Source organism: Pseudomonas sp. P5_152, assembly GCF_033989915.1.
GTDB lineage: Bacteria > Pseudomonadota > Gammaproteobacteria > Pseudomonadales > Pseudomonadaceae > Aquipseudomonas.
The window spans coordinates 2,079,430-2,096,871 of the sequence record NZ_JASFAH010000002.1 but is presented as its reverse complement, the minus strand read 5'-3'; the positions used below and the strand labels follow the sequence as shown (position 1 = coordinate 2,096,871).

The 17,442-nt window shown below is 61.8% G+C and carries 14 protein-coding genes; 9 read left to right on the top strand and 5 right to left on the bottom strand.

Going from position 1 to position 17,442, the window contains the following annotated elements; all coding sequences use genetic code 11:
- Nucleotides 1-15: 15 nt before the first annotated feature.
- Complete coding sequence (locus tag QMK50_RS09445; RefSeq protein ID WP_095168977.1) at nucleotides 16-1,014, bottom strand: class I SAM-dependent methyltransferase; 999 nt, start codon at nucleotides 1,012-1,014, stop codon at nucleotides 16-18.
- A gap of 33 nt (nucleotides 1,015-1,047) precedes the next feature.
- Nucleotides 1,048-2,013 (bottom strand): 2-hydroxyacid dehydrogenase, encoded by a 966-nt coding sequence (locus QMK50_RS09440; RefSeq protein ID WP_320333003.1) that lies wholly within the window; start codon nucleotides 2,011-2,013, stop codon nucleotides 1,048-1,050.
- 91 nt (nucleotides 2,014-2,104) lie between these two features.
- Between QMK50_RS09440 and QMK50_RS09435 the strand changes: the two genes are divergently transcribed.
- Nucleotides 2,105-2,734, top strand: coding sequence for a LysE family translocator (locus tag QMK50_RS09435; RefSeq protein ID WP_095168975.1), 630 nt, complete (start codon nucleotides 2,105-2,107; stop codon nucleotides 2,732-2,734).
- On the opposite strand, the gene QMK50_RS09430 is transcribed toward QMK50_RS09435, so the two are convergent.
- Nucleotides 2,718-3,491, bottom strand: a complete 774-nt coding sequence (locus QMK50_RS09430) for an AraC family transcriptional regulator (protein ID WP_095168974.1) — start codon at nucleotides 3,489-3,491, stop codon at nucleotides 2,718-2,720. The genes QMK50_RS09435 and QMK50_RS09430 overlap by 17 nt on opposite strands.
- Nucleotides 3,492-3,577: 86 nt before the next feature.
- On the opposite strand from QMK50_RS09430, the gene QMK50_RS09425 reads away from it, so the two are divergent.
- The 5 genes from QMK50_RS09425 to QMK50_RS09405 all read left to right on the top strand — a co-directional run bounded on the left by QMK50_RS09425 (nucleotide 3,578) and on the right by QMK50_RS09405 (nucleotide 13,160).
- Nucleotides 3,578-4,762 (top strand): MFS transporter, encoded by a 1,185-nt coding sequence (locus tag QMK50_RS09425; RefSeq protein ID WP_320333002.1) that lies wholly within the window; start codon nucleotides 3,578-3,580, stop codon nucleotides 4,760-4,762.
- Between the two features lie 149 nt (nucleotides 4,763-4,911).
- The gene (locus tag QMK50_RS09420) at nucleotides 4,912-6,594 is read left to right on the top strand and encodes a fatty acid--CoA ligase (RefSeq protein WP_320333001.1); all 1,683 of its coding nucleotides are present in this window, start codon (nucleotides 4,912-4,914) and stop codon (nucleotides 6,592-6,594) included.
- A gap of 337 nt (nucleotides 6,595-6,931) precedes the next feature.
- On the top strand, nucleotides 6,932-8,806 hold the full coding sequence (locus QMK50_RS09415) for a DUF1302 domain-containing protein (protein ID WP_159997923.1): 1,875 nt from the start codon (nucleotides 6,932-6,934) through the stop codon (nucleotides 8,804-8,806).
- Nucleotides 8,807-8,833: 27 nt separating this feature from the next.
- Nucleotides 8,834-10,198, top strand: coding sequence for a DUF1329 domain-containing protein (locus QMK50_RS09410; RefSeq protein WP_159997921.1), 1,365 nt, complete (start codon nucleotides 8,834-8,836; stop codon nucleotides 10,196-10,198).
- Between the two features lie 223 nt (nucleotides 10,199-10,421).
- The gene (locus QMK50_RS09405; RefSeq protein ID WP_320333000.1) at nucleotides 10,422-13,160 is read left to right on the top strand and encodes a LuxR C-terminal-related transcriptional regulator; all 2,739 of its coding nucleotides are present in this window, start codon (nucleotides 10,422-10,424) and stop codon (nucleotides 13,158-13,160) included.
- Nucleotides 13,161-13,175: 15 nt separating this feature from the next.
- Here the strand turns inward: QMK50_RS09405 and QMK50_RS09400 are convergent, their stop codons facing one another.
- A complete protein-coding gene (locus QMK50_RS09400; protein WP_095168968.1) occupies nucleotides 13,176-14,096 on the bottom strand; it encodes a LysR family transcriptional regulator in 921 nt (306 codons plus the stop codon).
- Nucleotides 14,097-14,329: 233 nt separating this feature from the next.
- Here QMK50_RS09400 and QMK50_RS09395 point away from each other — a divergent pair, with 233 nt between their 5' ends.
- Nucleotides 14,330-15,700 carry an aspartate aminotransferase family protein gene (locus QMK50_RS09395; RefSeq protein WP_159997917.1) on the top strand — a complete coding sequence of 457 codons (1,371 nt, stop codon included), beginning with the start codon at nucleotides 14,330-14,332 and terminating at the stop codon, nucleotides 15,698-15,700.
- 153 nt (nucleotides 15,701-15,853) lie between these two features.
- On the top strand, nucleotides 15,854-16,354 hold the full coding sequence (locus QMK50_RS09390) for a methylated-DNA--[protein]-cysteine S-methyltransferase (protein WP_159997915.1): 501 nt from the start codon (nucleotides 15,854-15,856) through the stop codon (nucleotides 16,352-16,354).
- Between the two features lie 28 nt (nucleotides 16,355-16,382).
- Here the strand turns inward: QMK50_RS09390 and QMK50_RS09385 are convergent, their stop codons facing one another.
- On the bottom strand, nucleotides 16,383-16,589 hold the full coding sequence (locus tag QMK50_RS09385; protein ID WP_320332999.1) for a DUF6434 domain-containing protein: 207 nt from the start codon (nucleotides 16,587-16,589) through the stop codon (nucleotides 16,383-16,385).
- 134 nt (nucleotides 16,590-16,723) lie between these two features.
- Between QMK50_RS09385 and QMK50_RS09380 the strand changes: the two genes are divergently transcribed.
- The gene (locus QMK50_RS09380) at nucleotides 16,724-17,368 is read left to right on the top strand and encodes an MBL fold metallo-hydrolase (protein WP_320332998.1); all 645 of its coding nucleotides are present in this window, start codon (nucleotides 16,724-16,726) and stop codon (nucleotides 17,366-17,368) included.
- Nucleotides 17,369-17,442: the final 74 nt, after the last annotated feature.

The following is a 17,442-nucleotide window of genomic DNA, read 5'->3' as shown; positions in this document are numbered from 1 at the left end:
TTTTCATCCGGTGAGTTAACCGCGCTTGGCCCGGTAGATGCGGAAACCCTGTCCTTCGGCCTTGATCGAACACTGCCCCAGGTGCTCTTCGATCAGCGGCTGGTACTTCAGGAAACTGTTGGCTACCAGTCGTAGTTCGCCGCCAGTTTTCAGATGTTTAACCGCTTTTCGCAGCAAGTTTTCCGTGGCGAAGTAGTCTGTGTGGACACCTACATGGAACGGTGGATTGCTCAGGATCGCACTCAATCCCATGGGGGCAGCGTCGATGCCATCGCCGGTCAGGACCTCGGCTTCAAGACCATTGGCTGCCAGGGTCAGGCGGCTGCTGGCGGCGGCAAAGGCGTCGACGTCGAGCAGGGTCACGGTGTTGTGTGGGTAACGGCGCTTGACCGCCGCGCCCAGTACGCCGGCACCACAACCGAAGTCCAGCAGATGGCCGCTGGGCAGCTTGTCGAGATGCTCGAGCAGCAGGGCACTGCCGCGATCCAGTCGACCGTGGCTGAACACGCCCGGCAGGCTGATGACCGTCAACGGGCCTTCGGCCAGCGGCAACTCATACGTCTGTGCCAGGCTTTCCAGGGACTTGGCTTGAGGTGCATTGGCCACGGTCACTTGCCACAACTGGCAGTGCCGCGCGCTGTCGAGCTTGCGTGGTTTACCGAATGGGTTGAGCTGCTTGGCGGCGCCTTCGATGCCGCTGCGTTTTTCCCCCACCAGGTACAGTTCACAACCGGCCAGGCGCGAGGCGAGGGCGTTGAGGATGTAGTCGGTCAGGTCCTTGGACTTGGGCAGGAACAGCACCGCCGTTGCAAACTCACGCGTGGGCGCGTTCACCCCGAAATGGCTGCGCTCGGCAAAACGCGCGTCCAGGGCCGCCTGATCGCCGGCGTGCCAGCACCAGCCATGGGCGTCGGGCAACTTTCCCAGCAAGTCGTCGGCAGGCAAACCGGCCAGCAGCACGTTGCCTTGAAACAATTCAGCCTGTCGAAGCAGTACTTCACTGCGCGGATCCATACTCTGCTCCTTGAAAAAAAGTGCGGCAGTTTATCAACTGACGACCCGCAGCGGTGTACCGCTGAAAAAGCCCCGGGCATTTTCGCTCAACTGGCCGACGATCCGTTGGCGCGCTTCGCGGCTGCCCCAGGCGTTGTGCGGGGTGACGATCAGGCGCGGGATATCGCTGGCCAGCAGCGGATTGCCGGCGGTCGGCGGCTCGACGCTCAGCACATCGCTGGCTGCCCCTCCCAGGTGGCCACTGCGCAAGGCATAGGCCAACGCCTGTTCATCGATCAGGCCTCCACGCGCCGTGTTGACCACGAAAGCGCCGGGTTTGAGCAGCGCCAGTTCGCGGGCGCCGATGAAGTGGCGAGTGTGTTCGTTGAGCGGGCAGTGCAGGGTCAGGGCGTCGACCTGGGGCAGCAACTCATCCAGCGGCATCCGGTCGGCCCGGGCTGGGCGGCCGGGAAGCTGGCCCGAGACCACCCGCATGCCAAAGGCTTCGGCCAGTCGCGCCACCGCACCGCCCAGTTCGCCGTGGCCGAGCAAGCCGAGGGTTTTGCCCTGCAACTCGACAATCGGGTAGTCCAGCAGGCAGAACTGCTTGGCCTGCTGCCAGCGGCCTGCGTCGACGGCCTTGCGATAGTCACCCAGGCGGGTGGCCAGGTTGAGCAGCAACATGATCGTGTGCTGGGCCACCGACGGTGTGCCGTAGCCCTGGCAGTTGCACACGGTAATCCCTTGGGCGCGGGCGGCGGCGAGGTCGACGTTATTGGTACCGGTGGCGGTGATCAGGATCAGTTTCAGGTCCGGATTGGCGGCCATGGCACTGGCATCGATCATTATCTTGTTGGTGATCGCCACCGTGGCGCCTTGCAGGCGTTCGGCCACTTGTCCGGGTTCGGTCTGGGCGAACAGTTGCAGTTCGCTGAAGCAGTCGCGCAATGCACTGAGGTCGAGGTCGCCCAAGTCCAGTGATGGGTGATCAAGGAAAACGGCGCGGCGATTGTTCGTCATTAACTGTACCTTTTGCGCGTGAGTCTGAAGGCGTAATCTGCCGAGCCTACCAGATGAAATAAATAGTTACGCTTGCCCTCAAGGAGCTCCAATGTACTGGACAGAGTTTTTGACCGTTGCCCTGATTCACCTGCTGGCCGTCGCAAGTCCCGGTCCGGACTTTGCCGTGGTGGTGCGCGAGGCCGTGACCCACGGTCGGCGCGCGGGTACCTGGACGGCGTTGGGGGTAGGCAGCGCGATCTTCCTGCACGTGGGTTACTCGTTGCTGGGCATCGGCTTGATCGTGTCGCAGTCGATCGTGCTGTTCAACGCCCTGAAGTGGCTGGCGGCGGCCTACTTGCTGTACATCGGCTACAAGGCCCTGCGCGCGCAGCCGGCCAAGCCAGCCACTGAAGACCTGCACAAGGAAGCCGGCGTTCGTACGGCGCGCGGCGCCTTTACCTCGGGCTTCGTCACCAACGGCCTGAACCCCAAGGCCACGCTGTTCTTCCTGTCCCTGTTCACCGTGGTGATCAACCCGCATACGCCGCTGTCGATTCAGGCCGGCTATGGCATCTACCTGGCCGTGGCGACTGCCATCTGGTTCTGCCTGGTGGCGATGCTGTTCAGCCAGCAGCGAGTGCGCGCCGGTTTTGCCCGCATGGGGCACTGGTTCGACCGCATGATGGGGGTGGTGCTGATCGCCATCGGTGTGAAGCTGGCCTTTACCGAGATGCATTGATCGCGCTGAGCTGATTCAGCGCGCCGAGGTATTCCCGGGGGTTGTGCCCCAGCAACCGCCGGAACATCGCGCTGAAGGCTCGGGCACTGCCATAGCCCAATTGATCGGCAACGCTCTGCACGCTTTGCCCGGCGATCAGTCGCGGCAGGGCTTCCATCAGGCGCAGTTGCTGGCGCCAGGCGTTGAAGCTCATCTTCAACTGTTGCTGGAACAGTCGCGCCAGGGTGCGTGAACTGGCACCGACCTGTTGCGCCCAATCTTCCAGGGTATTGGGATGGTCGGGGGTTTGCAGCAGGGCCATGCAGATCCCTTGCAAGCGTCGGTCCTCGGGCATGGGGATGTGCAGCGGGAGGTTTTCCAGACCGGCAATTTCTTCGAGCATCAACTGTTGGATCAGCGGGTTCTTTGCATGGCGGGGGGCTTGCACCGCCTTCAGGATCAGCTCGCGCAGCAACGGGGTGACGGCCAGTACGCAGCATTGGCTGAGGTTGGCGGGCGACAGTTCGGGGTCAATGAACAGCGAGCGCATGCAGACCTTGCCCGACATGAAGATCTCGTGCTCGATCCACGGCGCAATCCACACCGCCCGTGTCGGCGGAATCACCCACGCACCTTGGGCCGTGACCACGCGCATGGTGCCGCACATGGCGTACAGCAATTGCGCCTCGCGATGGATATGTCGCTCCTGATGCGCGCCATCCGGGTAATCCCGCGGATGGGCGCTGACCGGGCCATGGTGGAAGTGGCTGATTAACATTGTCTGATTCGATGAGTTTGTTGTCAGGAATGCGTGTTATTGCCAACTTAGCATAACGCCACACCCTCAACGAATAGTGTGCCGCCATGCATCAACCCAGAAATGTCATCCGCTACATCAACGCCGCCCATGTGATCGACCACATGTTCATGCTGATTTTCCCCGCCGCCGTGCTGGGCATGACCGAGGTCTTCGGCCTGGACTACGCCGCCATGATTGGCCTGTCCCTGGGCGGGTTCATTGCCTTTGGTGCCTGCTCGCTGCCGGCGGGTTGGCTGGGCGACCACTGGAGCCGACGCCAGATGATGCTGGTGTTTTTCTTCGGGATTGGCGCCTCGGCGATTTTCACCGGCCTGAGCAGCTCCGCGCCGATGCTGGTCCTGGGGTTGACGCTGATCGGGGTGTTTGCTGCGATTTATCACCCGGTGGGCACTGCAATGCTGGTGGCCTACGCCCAGAACCGTGGCCGGGAAATTGGCATCAACGGCATGTGGGGCAATCTGGGGGTGGCGTTTTCGGCCTTGGTCACCGGTTTGCTGGTGGCGCAGTTTGGCTGGCGTTCGGCGTTTATCCTGCCGGGTGTCGCCGCCATCGCCCTGGGCATCGGCTTTGCCTTGCAGGTACGCGAGGAGCCGATTCCCGTGCGCGCCCATGCCCCTCTCAAGGGCGCCGCGGGCCAGCGGATCTCCATGGTCATGGTGTTCGGGGTACTGGCCCTGGCTACCGCCACGGGTGGCGTGGTGTTCAATGCCACGACCATGACCTATCCGAAGTTGTTCCAGGAACGCCTGCATGACCTGTTCGCCTCACCGCAAACCCTTGGGGTGGTGGTCAGCCTGGCTTACGCCTTTGGCGCGGTGGCGCAGTTGAGTATCGGTCGGGTGTTGCATCGCTTCAGCCTGAAATGGCCGTTCATGCTCCTCACCCTGTGCCAGGCCCCGCTGTTGTTGGCCATGGCTTATGTCGAGGGCTCGGCCGTCATAGTGCTGGGTGCCGCCTTCATGTTCGTGGTGTTCGGGCAGGTCACGGTGAATGACGCGATGGTCGCCAACTTCGTTGCGCCGCAATGGCAATCGCGGGTGTTCGCCTTGCGCTACTGCCTGTCCTTCGGTGCCAGCGCCACGGCCATCCCATTGATTGCCTTTGTCGAGCCCCGCCAGGGTTTTGTCGGGCTGTACCTGATCCTGGCCGGTTTTGCTGCTTTGACCTTCCTCTCGGCGCTGATATTCCCACGCACACCGGCCGAGGCAGCAGTAGGACAAGCGGCCTGACGGAGGGCGTCTTTTCCATAGCGGTGCTGGCTTAGAGCCAGCATTTGCCCTGTTCTCAAATCATTCCTTTGGCTGATTTAGCGCGCGTCCAGGCTGACTAAAGTGCAGTCTTTACGCCAAGACCGTGCAGTCAGATGAAAGGGATGCTTATGTTGCAGACTCGCGTTATTCCGCCAGCCGAAGGTGCTTATCGATACCCGCTGTTGATCAAGCGATTGCTGATGTCGGGCAGTCGGTATGAGAAAACCCGCGAGATTGTCTACCGCGACCAGTTGCGCTACAGCTATCCGACCCTGATCGAGCGCGTCGCGCGGCTGGCCAACGTGCTGACGGCGGCAGGGGTCAAGGCCGGTGATACCGTGGCGGTGATGGACTGGGACAGCCATCGTTACCTGGAATGCATGTTCGCCATCCCGATGATCGGCGCGGTGATCCACACCATCAACGTACGCCTGTCGCCTGAGCAGATCCTCTACACCATGAACCACGCCGAGGACCGCTTCGTGCTGGTCAACAGTGAGTTCGTCGGGTTGTACCAGGCCATCGCCGGGCACCTGACCACGGTGGAGAAAACCCTCCTGCTCACCGACTTGCCGCAAAAGACTGCCGAGCTGCCAAACCTGGTGGGTGAGTACGAGCAACTGCTGGCGGGGGCGAGCCCGCAGTACGATTTCGCCGACTTCGATGAGAACTCGGTAGCGACTACCTTCTACACCACTGGCACCACCGGCAACCCCAAGGGGGTGTACTTCACCCACCGGCAACTGGTGCTGCACACCATGGGCGTGTCGACGATCATGGGCAGCATCGACAGCGTGCGCCTGCTGGGGACCAACGATGTGTACATGCCCATCACCCCGATGTTCCACGTCCACGCCTGGGGCCTGCCTTATGTGGCCACCATGCTTGGCCTCAAGCAGGTCTACCCTGGCCGTTACGACCCGGAATACCTGGTGGAGCTGTGGCGCAAGGAAAAAGTCAGCTTCTCCCACTGCGTACCGACCATCCTGCAAATGCTGCTCAACTCCAAGGCGGCGCAAAGCACCGATTTTGCGGGCTGGAAAATCGTCATTGGCGGCAGCGCGCTGAACCGTGCGCTGTACGAAGCGGCCAAGGCCAAGGGGATTCAGCTCACTGCGGCCTACGGCATGTCGGAAACCGGGCCGCTGGTGTCCTGTGCCCACCTCAACGATGAGTTGATGGCCGGTACCGAGGACGAACGCACCACCTACCGGATCAAGGCCGGGGTGCCGGTGCCATTGGTGGATGCGGCAGTAATCGACGCCGAGGGTAACTTTCTGCCGGCCGATGGCGAGTCCCAGGGCGAGTTGGTACTGCGCGCACCGTGGCTCACCGAAGGTTATTTCAACGAGCCGCAGAAGGGCGCAGAACTCTGGGCCGGGGGCTGGCTGCATACCGGGGACGTCGCGACCCTGGACAGCATGGGAGTGATCGACATCCGCGACCGGATCAAGGACGTGATCAAGACCGGCGGCGAGTGGATCTCGTCCCTGGACCTCGAGGACTTGATCAGCCGGCACGTGGCGGTACGTGAAGTAGCAGTAGTGGGCATTCCCGATCCGCAGTGGGGAGAGCGCCCGTTTGCCTTGTTGGTGATCCGTGAGGGCCACGTGATTGGGGCCAAGGAACTCAAGGAGCACCTCAAGCCATTCGTCGAATTGGGCCACCTGAGCAAGTGGGCCATCCCGAGTCAGATCGCCCTTGTTACGGAAATTCCCAAGACCAGTGTCGGCAAGCTCGACAAGAAACGCATTCGCCTCGACATCACACAGTGGCAGGCCAACAACAGCACCTTCCTGTCGACGCTTTAAGTCTCCTGTGTCGTGCCCGAAAGGGCACGACACGCCCACCAAGCAAGCGCTTGGCTTGTTAATTCCGAATTTTCAGCCATCCTTGCCGTGCCGGCATCTGCCGGACTGGCAGAAGGACCGTTCCAGAGTGGTTGGGGGCTGCAAATCACACTTTAGAGGGATCAAGCAGTACAGCCTGCTGGATATAGTCCGTTCAAGGATTTTTAAGAGCGAGACGCACGCACGAACAGGGGCGATGCAACTTTGGATGACTTCGCGAGCGCATGGCTCACTGTCCTCCAGAGCGTTTTTAAAAGTGCTCACTGCCATAACAATAAAAGCACATGGAGTAGCGTCGATGACATCAGTAAACCAGTTCTGGCGCCGGGCGAAACTGCCCTTGGCGGTCAGTCTCGCCTCTACGCTCGCCGGGCCTGCATTCGGCGTCAGTTTCAACGTTGGTGAAATCGAAGGTCAATTCGACTCGTCCCTCTCGTTGGGCATGAGTGTGTCGACCCAATCGCCAAACAAGAACCTCATCGGCGTCAACAACGGTGGGCACGGTCTGTCCCAGACCTCCGATGACGGCCACTTGAACTTCAAGAGCGGGCAAGCGTTCTCGAAGATCTTCAAAGGCATTCATGACCTTGAACTGAAGTACGGTGACACCGGCGTGTTTGTCCGGGGCAAGTACTGGTATGACTTCGCGCTGCAGAACGAGGAGCTGGAATTCAAGGACGTCAGCAACGACAACCGCAAGGAAGGCGCCAAGTCCTCCGGCGGGCAGATCCTCGACGCCTTCGTCTACCACAACTACGCGATTGCCGATCAGCCGGGCTCCGTGCGTCTGGGCAAACAGGTGGTCAGTTGGGGTGAAAGTACCTTCATCGGCGGCGGCATCAACTCAATCAACCCGATCGATGTGTCCGCATTCCGTCGTCCGGGTGCCGAGATCAAGGAAGGCCTGATCCCGGTCAACATGTTCTACGTGTCCCAGAGCCTGACCGAAAACCTCTCGGCCGAGGCGTTCTATCAACTGGAATGGGACCAGACCGTTGTCGATAACTGCGGCACCTTCTTCTCCCAGCCGGACATCGTCGCCGACGGTTGCGACAACAACCTGCGCGTACTGAACAAGCGTTCGACCATTCCGGCCATCGCCCTGGGGCCATTGGCTGCGAACGGTGTCGACGTCAATGAGGAAGGTGTACTGGTGCGCCGCGGTCCGGACCGTGATGCACGGGACAGCGGCCAGTGGGGCGCGTCCTTCAAGTACATGTTCGATCCGCTGGACACCGAGTTCGGTGCCTATTTCATGAACTACCACAGCCGTGCGCCGATCTTCAGCGCCACGGGGGCCTCGCAGTCGGTCTACAACACCGCCGCGTCGTTGCCGGGGCCATTCGCTGCGCTCGGGCCACTGCTGGTGGCGGGCAACTCGCAGTACTTCGTCGAATACCCTGAAGACATTCGCCTCTACGGCCTGAGTTTCTCCACCACCTTGCCTACCGGCACGGCGTGGCAAGGTGAATTGAGCTACCGTCCGAATGCACCGGTACAACTCAACTCCACCGACATCCTGTTCGCCGGGGTTCGTCCATTGGGCGGCGCGCTGGCCAACGCTTCGCTGCTGTCGGCAGCACCGGGTTCCGACCTGCACGGCTATCGCCGCAAGGAAGTGACCCAGTTCCAGACCACCCTGACGCACTTCTTTGACCAGGTGATGGGCGCCAGCCGCTTGACCGTGGTCGGTGAAGTCGGCGTGACTCACGTCGGTGGGCTGGAAAGCACCTCCGATGTCCGTTACGGCCGTGACCCGGTCTATGGTCCGGGCGAACTGCCAGGTGCTTCCTGCGAATTCCTCAACGGCCGGACCATCGCCGGTGCCGGTCCAGGGACCGCCACCAACAACGCGACCCGCAATTGCAACGATGAAGGTTTCACCACGCCAACCTCCTGGGGCTACCGTGGTCGTGCGATCTGGGATTACAACGACGTATTCGCCGGGGTCAACCTCAAGCCGAACGTGGCCTGGTCCCATGACGTCAGCGGCTACTCGCCGGGTCCTGGCGGCAACTTCGAGGAAGGTCGCAAGGCCGTCAGTCTGGGTCTGGATGCCGAGTACCAGAACACCTACACCGCGAGCCTGGCCTACACCAACTTCTTCGACGGCAAGTACACCACCGTGGATGACCGTGACTTCGTCGCGCTCAGCGTCGGCGTGAACTTCTAAGCACTGCTTCTTCAGGACGAACAAGAAATGAAAATAACCAAGAATCTGGTGTACGTCGCAGGACTGGGGCTTTCGTTGCTGGCGACCGGCGTCATGGGCGCCGTTCCGGCAGCCGAAGCCGATAAGCTGGGCAAGAGCCTGACGCCGATGGGCGCGGAAATGACCGGCAATGCCGATGGCTCGATTCCGAGCTGGAAACCCCTGGCCAAGAATGCCGGCACGGTAGACAGCAAGGGCTTCCTGTCCAATCCCTATGCCAGCGAGCAACCGCTGTTCACCATCACCGCGCAGAACGTCGACAAGTACAAGGAAAAGCTGGCGCCGGGCCAATACGCGATGTTCAAGCGTTACCCGGAAACCTTCAAGATGCCGGTGTACACCTCTCACCGTGGCGCCACCGTGCCGCCTGAAGTGTTCGCGTCCATCAAGCGCAACGCCACCAACACCACCCTTGTATCGGGTGGCAACGGCCTGGAAAACTTCGAAACGGCCGTGCCGTTCCCAATCCCGAAAACCGGTGTGGAAGTGATCTGGAACCACATCACCCGCTACCGTGGTGGCAGCGTGACCCGCCTGGTCACCCAGGCCACGCCACAAGCCAACGGCTCCTACAGCCTGGTGTACTTCCAGGACCAGTTCGTGTTCCGCGACAAAATGAAGGACTACGACCCAAAAAACCCGGGCAACATCCTGTTCTACTTCAAGCAGAAAGTAACCGCGCCGGCGCGTCTGGCCGGTGGTGTGTTGCTGGTCCACGAGACCCTCGACCAGGTCAAGGAGCCGCGTTCGGCGTGGGTCTACAACGCCGGCCAGCGTCGTGTGCGCCGTGCCCCGCAAGTGTCCTATGATGGCCCGGGTACTGCAGCCGACGGCCTGCGGACCTCCGACAACCTGGACATGTTCAACGGTGCACCGGACCGCTACGACTGGAAGCTCGAAGGCAAGAAAGAGATGTACATCGCCTCCGACAGCTACAAGCTTGACGATCCGAAGCTCAAGTACTCCGACATCATCAAGGCCGGGCACATCAACCAGGACCTGGCCCGCTACGAGCTGCGCCGCGTGTGGCATGTGGTTGCGACCCTGAAGGAAGGCCAGCGTCACATCTACGCCAAGCGTGACTTCTACATCGACGAAGACACCTGGCAAGCTGCGGTCATCGACCACTACGACGGTCGTGGTCAACTGTGGCGCGTGGCCGAAGCCCATGCCGAGGACTACTACGACAAACAAGTGCCGTGGTATGCCCTGGAAACCCTCTACGACCTGCAGTCCGGCCGTTACCTGGCACTGGGCATGAAGAACGAAGAGAAACAGGCTTACGACTTCGGCTTCACCGCCACCACCAGCGATTTCACCCCGGCCGCACTGCGTCAGGAAGGTGTTCGCTAATACGCTGCACCAGAGGCCGCATCCTCGAAAAACGCCCCGACTGGTTCGGGGCGTTTTTTTTGCCTTGGATAAAGTGATCGACACCCACCGAATCGGCGACGGCGGCAGAGGGCGCTCAGACTTTTTGTAGCCATTTGTAGCAATTGCCTTCAAACCCTGGCGGTTTGCCGCTAGTCTGCGGACATCTGCAATGCCGACAACAGCACTTCAATAAGAGTTGGCTATGACTGACCTGTTCCGAATCCACAGCCCTCCTGGCCCGGCCGTGCCGATGCTGGAAGGGCGCTTTTACCGCCCCCCCTTGCCCGACGGCCACATTCTGCGGCCGCGGTTGTGCGAGCGGCTGAGTGCCGGTTTGACCGGGCGACTGCTGCTGGTCAGCGCCCCGGCCGGGTTTGGTAAAAGCTCACTGGCGGTGGAGTTCTGCCAGAGCCTGCCGGACCACTGGCAAAGCCTGTGGCTGGGACTCAGCCCGCGGGACAATGACCCGGGGCGTTTTCTCGAACGCCTGCTCGAAGGCCTGCAGCACTATTTCCCTCGGCTGGGCGCCCAGGCCCTGGGCCTGCTGAAAATGCGCCAGCGTCATCAACCGTTCGCCTTCGAAGAGTGGCTGGACGGGCTACTCGACGAATTGGCGGTCCAGCTCTCGCCCAGCGCCCCATTGTTGCTGGTGCTGGATGACTATCACCTGGCCCAGGGTCCGGTGCTGGACCGCTGCCTGCAGTTTTTCCTCAATCATCTGCCCGATGGCCTGCTGGTGCTGGTAACCAGTCGCCAGCGGCCAGACTGGCACCTGGCCCGTTTACGCCTGTCGCGGCAATTGCTCGAACTGCACGAGCAGGACCTGCGCCTGACGCACGACGAATCCCTGGCCCTACTCAACCGGCACAGCAGTTCGCTGCGTGGCGAGGCGCTGGAAAGCCTGATTGAGCGCAGCGAAGGCTGGGTGGCGGGGCTACGCTTCTGGTTGCTCGCGGCGTCGGAAGCCGGCAATGGCGCGACACTGCCACCGCCACTGCACGGTGGTGAAGGGCTGATCCGCGACTACCTGCTCGAAGAAGTCATCGATTGCCTGCCCGCCGAGGTCCAGGCCTTCCTCTACGACACCGCGCCCCAGGAGCGCTTTTGCAGCGAACTGTGCGACGCGGTGCGCGAAGCCCACGACAGTGCGCAAATCCTGCGTTACCTGCTGTCCCACCAGGTGTTCCTGGTCCCGCTCGACGAGCAGGGGCACTGGTTCCGCTATCACCACCTGTTTTCCGACCTGCTGCGCAGCCGCCCGACCGTCAACGCCATGGTGCCCGTCGCCAGCCTGCACCTGCGGGCGTGTCGCTGGTTCAATGCCCAGGGCCTGCTCGACGAAGCCGTGGAGCAGGCCTTGCGGGCCGGGCACTTGGATGTGGCGGCGAACCTGGTGCAAAACCTGTCCGAAGAACAACTGCTGGCCGAACAGAACGTCGGCATGTTGCTGCGCTGGAAAATGGACTTGCCCGACAGCCTGCTTGTCAGCACCCCACGGCTGATCGTGCTGTACAGCTGGGCTCTGGGCCTGGCCTGCCAGCTGGATGCTGCGCAAGAGTTGGCCAGCCACCTCAGCCGGTTCCTGCCGGCGCCTTCGGCCACTGCGCAAAAATCCATGTTGGCGCAATGGTTGGCCTTGAGCGGGATCATCGCCCGTGGCCGCGGCCAGCGCGACTTGACCTTGCTGTACTGCACTGAGGCCCTGCAAAGCCTGCCGCACAAACGCTATGGCCAGCGGCTGATGTGCCTGTCGACCCTGTCCAACCTGGCCATCGCCGACGCCGACCTGTGGCGTGCCCGAGAGCTGAACCGCGAATCCCTGGAACTGGCACAACGGGTCGGTAATCCCCTGTTCGAAGCGCTGGCCCATTACGACCGCGCCCGGGTGCTGCAGGCGCGAGGGGAAATCCTGCGTGCCCTGGACGAAGTCCACCAGGGCCAGCAACGCTTGCAGGGCCTGTCGCCGCAACGGCTGTATGCGGTGCGCGCGCGGCTGACCCTGTACGAAGGTTTCCTGCTGGTCCTGCGCCTGCAACCCGAACTCGGGCTCGCCCGCCTGCACGCCGGCCTGACGGAAGCACGGGCCTGCCGCGACATCAGCGTGCTGATCGGCCACAGTGTGATCGCCCGGCTGGAAGGCAGCAGGGGCGAGTTTGCCAAGGCGTTCGCCGAACTGGCCGAGGCCGAGCGGCTGATGCACATCTGGGACGTGCCGCCGATCTACTACCTGGCCATGCTGACCTTGGTCAAATGTGAACTGTGGCTGGCCCAGGGGCGTACCGACCTGGCCGGCGCCTGGCTGACACGCCTGGGCCAGACCTACAACGGCGAACAGGCCGCGGCGCCCCCCGAATTCCACCCGCAAATGCCCCTGCACATCGAGTTGCAGCAAGCCCTGCTGGAGTCGATGCAAAACCAGCCGATGCTGGCCGAAGGGCGTCTCAATGTCTTGTTCGAGCATGGGCAAAAGAGTGGGCGGCAGATGCTCAGCGTGATGGCGCTGATTCAGAAAGTCAGCCTGTTGCTGGGCCATGGGCGTGAGCCAGAAGCACGTCGGGCCATGGCCCAGGCGTTCGAGGCCGCCAGCGGTGGAGTGTTGCAGCCTTTTGATGGGTTATTGCGCGAGCGACCGGACTGGCTGCGTGAGCAACTGGCCCACTGTCCACCCACGCCTCTGCGCCAGAGCCTGATGGAACACTTGCCTCACGTCGCGATTCGCGAAAGCGTTGAGAGCCAACCTGGCGGCGAAACCCTCAGCGTTCGTGAGCAAGCGGTGCTGCAACTGATTGCCCGGGGCTGTTCGAACCAGGAAATCAGCGATCAGTTGTTCATCTCGTTGCACACGGTGAAAACCCACGCCAGCCACATCAACAGCAAGCTCGGCGTCGAGCGTCGCACCCAGGCCGTGGCCCGGGCGAAAGAACTGGGACTGTTGGCCTGACCAGGGCTCGTCACATCAGGCCGATCCCAGGGCCTTGGCCGTCAACTGCTCCCGGCAGTAATCGGCAAACAACTGCGCCGGCTTGGTCAATTGCCCGCGCTTGAGCCAGGCGGCCACCAACCCGGAACCGGTGACGTCTTCGACGATGTCCACGCACACCACCTTTTGCCCGTCGTAGGTGCATTGCGAATGTGGCCGGGTGACCAGGATCGAAAAACCGAAACCTTGGCCGACCATGCCACGCACCATCTCGATCGAGGGTGAGCTGAAGGCGATTCGTGGGGTCAGCCCCAGCTCATCGAACAGGCTGACGAAGTAGGTCCGGCTCGGCTGCACATCCAGCAGAATCATCGGCTCCAGACACAGGTCGCGCAGTGACACCTGGGCCTGCTGGGCGAAGCGGTGATCGGCCGGCAGCAGGGCATAAGGGCGTTGCGCCGGCATCAAGGGTTCGGTCTGGATGGTGCCATCCAGGTCGTGCTCATAGAGGATCGCCAGGTCAAAGGCGCCCGACGTCAGCCCCTGCACCAGCTCCTGCTGTTCGCCATCGCGGATGCGGATCTCCACCCCCGGGTACAGCGCCGAAAACCCGGCCATCAGTTGCGGCAGGTACAACGGTGCCACCGTCTCGAAGCAGCCGATGTCGATCTGCCCGGACACCACATCGTTGTCGGCCAGGGCGTTCTGCTCGAACTCCTTGGCCATGCGCAGCAGCTCCTGGGCCTTGCGATAGAAGCGTGCGCCGCTGGGGGTGAGGGAGACGCCCTGGGCGTGATGGCGGATCAGCAACTGCACCCCGAAGCTGTCTTCCAGGCCCTTGATGGCCGTGGAGATCGACGGCTGGGCGATGTACAGCTTGCGCGAGGCCTCGGCGACGCTGCCGCATTCCACGGTAGTGATGAAGTACTTCAGTTGACGCAGATTGTAGGCAGCCACGGCAAACCTCGGGGTGATGGGGCAGGTGTCGGTCTCGACCGCTGATCCCAAGCAATTTGCGCACCGCCCAGGTCCGCGTGGGCGACGATTGGGTCATGCCTGAACAATAACCACATGGCGCGCGCATGGGGGAAATCGCTGCCTAGTTTTTTCATCGCCTGCGAACACATTTTTACTATTTTTGCCCTGCGGGTACCTGGGCCACTATCGATCACCACAACGGAGAACTGGCGATGACCACCCCACGTGAAACCCGCGACTACCAGGCCGCCGACGCTGCACACCACATCCACGCGTTCGTCGATCAGAAAGCCCTCAACGACGAAGGGCCGCGCGTGATGGTGCGAGGCGAGCGCCTGCACCTGTGGGACAACGACGGGCGGCGCTACCTGGATGGCATGTCGGGGCTGTGGTGCACCAATCTGGGCTATGGGCGCAAGGACCTCGCCGCCGCGGCGACCCGGCAACTTGAGCAACTGCCGTACTACAACATGTTTTTCCACACCACTCACCCGCAGGTCATCGAGCTGTCGGAGCTGCTGTTCAGCCTGTTGCCGGGGCATTACAGCCACGCGATCTACACCAACTCCGGTTCCGAGGCCAACGAAGTGCTGATCCGCACCGTGCGCCGTTACTGGCAGGTGCTCGGCAAGCCCGAGAAGAAGGTGATGATCGGCCGCTGGAACGGTTATCACGGTTCGACCCTGGCGGCCACGGCGCTCGGCGGCATGAAGTTCATGCACGAGATGGGCGGCATGCTGCCGGACATCGCGCACATCGACGAGCCGTACTTTTTTGCCCATGAAGGTAACCTGACCCCGGCCGAATTTGGCCTGCGGGCGGCGCAACAACTGGAGGCCAAGATCCTCGAGCTGGGGGCCGACAAGGTTGCCGGATTCATCGCCGAACCCTTCCAGGGCGCGGGCGGGATGATCTTTCCACCAGAGAGTTACTGGCCGGAAATTCAGCGCATCTGCCGCCAGTACGACGTGTTGTTGTGTGCCGACGAAGTGATCGGTGGCTTCGGTCGCACCGGCGAATGGTTCGCCCATGAGCACTTCGGATTCGAACCCGATACCCTGTCCATCGCCAAGGGCCTGACCTCGGGTTACATCCCCATGGGCGGACTGATCCTGTCGAAGAAAATGGCTCAGGTGCTGGTGGAGCAGGGTGGGGTATTCGCCCACGGCCTGACCTATTCCGGGCACCCGGTGGCCGCCGCGGTGGCGATCGCCAATCTCAAGGCACTGCGCGACGAAGGAGTGGTCACTCGGGTCAAGGATGACATCGGGCCTTACCTGCAACAGTGCCTGCGCGAAGTGTTCGGCCAGCACCCGCTGGTGGGCGATATCCAGGGCGTGGGCATGGTCGCGGCCTTGCAACTGGCCGAGGATCGGGGCAGCCGTAAACGGTTTGTCAACGAGAATGACATCGCCTGGCGCTGCCGAACCCTGGGCTTTGAAGAGGGAGTGATCATCCGCTCCACCCTGGGGCGCATGATCATGGCCCCGGCGTTGATCGCCAGCCGCGAAGAGGTCGACGAACTGGTCGCCAAGACATTGCGGGCACTGGATCGCACGGCGCAGGAGTATGGCCGGCTCTAACCCTTTCTGAAGGCCTTGTCGCGGGCCCCTGTCCGCCTGGAAAATTCAAACGCAAGAAACGTAGTTCTTGCGTTTGAATCCTGGATTACCCTGAATACGTTCTTTGACAACACTCAACGACCGCACCTGAACAGTCGGATCCAGGAGTCACCCATGTCATACGTATTCAAACGGATGCCGTCACCGGTCGGCACCCTGACCCTGATCGCCAGCGGCGACAAACTCTGCGCGATCCTCTGGGAAAACGAACGCCTCAACCGCGTGCGCATCGGCCCGCTGCTGGAAGATATCCACAGCCCGCTGCTGCAGGAAACCGAACGCCAGTTGCAGCAGTACTTCGCCGGTGAGCGCGAGCACTTTGACCTGCAACTGGACTTTGTCGGCACCGAGTTCCAGCAAAAGGTCTGGCAGGCCCTGCTGACCATCCCCTTCGGCGAAACCCGCAGCTACAGCCAGATCGCCCAACAGATCGGCAGCCCCAAGGCCGTCCGCGCGGTGGGCGCCGCCAACGGCAAGAACCCGATCTCGATCGTCACCCCCTGCCACCGGGTAATTGGCGCATCAGGCAGCCTGACCGGGTTTGCCGGCGGCCTGGAAGCCAAGCAGTACCTGTTGGGGCTGGAGGGGAAGGAGACGTTGCAGTTGGCGTTTTGAGAGGGGGATTAGATACGAGGCCCTTCGGCTACGGTTGCCGACGCCGCCACTCATCGACCACATCGCCCAGGGTTGCAGGCGTTCCGCTGCGGATCCAGGCCATGAAGTCGCGGTCGAAGCGCAAGTCTGCGCCGCAGTGCTCGTGCATGAAGCGACGGACGTTCTGGGTGTTTTTGTAGTGTTTGTCGAGCGGGGTTGCGCTTGTCAGTAGGTCGCTGTGCCAGTTGAACGTCATGGGTATGTCCGTGTTGGGGCGGCAGTTCAGGCATTGGCGAATGCCAGGGCCGGGGGCGTTTTGTTACCGGCCTGCCATCGGCGATTGTCGCGGGCTGTGCCAGAATAGCCGATCCATTTTTTCCAGGAACATCCATGGACGCTGCCAAACCCGCGCTGATCCGCGAAACCTTCCCCGTCGGCCCTTTGCAGTGCAACTGCACGATCATTGGCGACCCGATCACCAAAAAGGCCATCGTCGTCGATCCGGGTGGCAATCATGAGTTGATCCTGGCACGCCTCGAAGCCCTGGGCCTAAAGGTGGTGAGCATCATTCATACCCATGCGCACCTGGATCATTTCCTGGCTTCGGGCCAGTTGAAGGAAAAAACCGGTGCTACCCTGCATTTGCACAAGGAGGATCAGTTCCTCTGGGACAACCTGGAGATGCAATGCCAGATGTTTCGCGTGCCCTATACCCCGGTGCCGTCTCCGGATCGCTGGCTGGATGATGATGAAGAGCTGGCGTGCGGCTGTGGTGTCGCGTTGCACACACCAGGTCACACACCGGGCTCCATGAGTTTCTGGTTTGCAGAGGCTAAGCTGCTGATAGCCGGTGACACCTTGTTTCGGCGTGGGGTAGGGCGCACGGATTTGTGGGGCGGTGACCAGGCGACTATCGTGCGCTCGATCAAGCAACGCCTGTACACCCTCGATGAAGAGGCGACGGTGGTTACCGGGCATGGTCCTGATACCCGCCTGGGTGACGAGATGCGTGAAAATCCGTTTGTCCGCACCTAGGACTGCCGGTGTTACAGGTCGCCACGGAATTTTTGCCGGTTGCCGTGTTCCAACGCCCGCAGGGGTCCATTGCT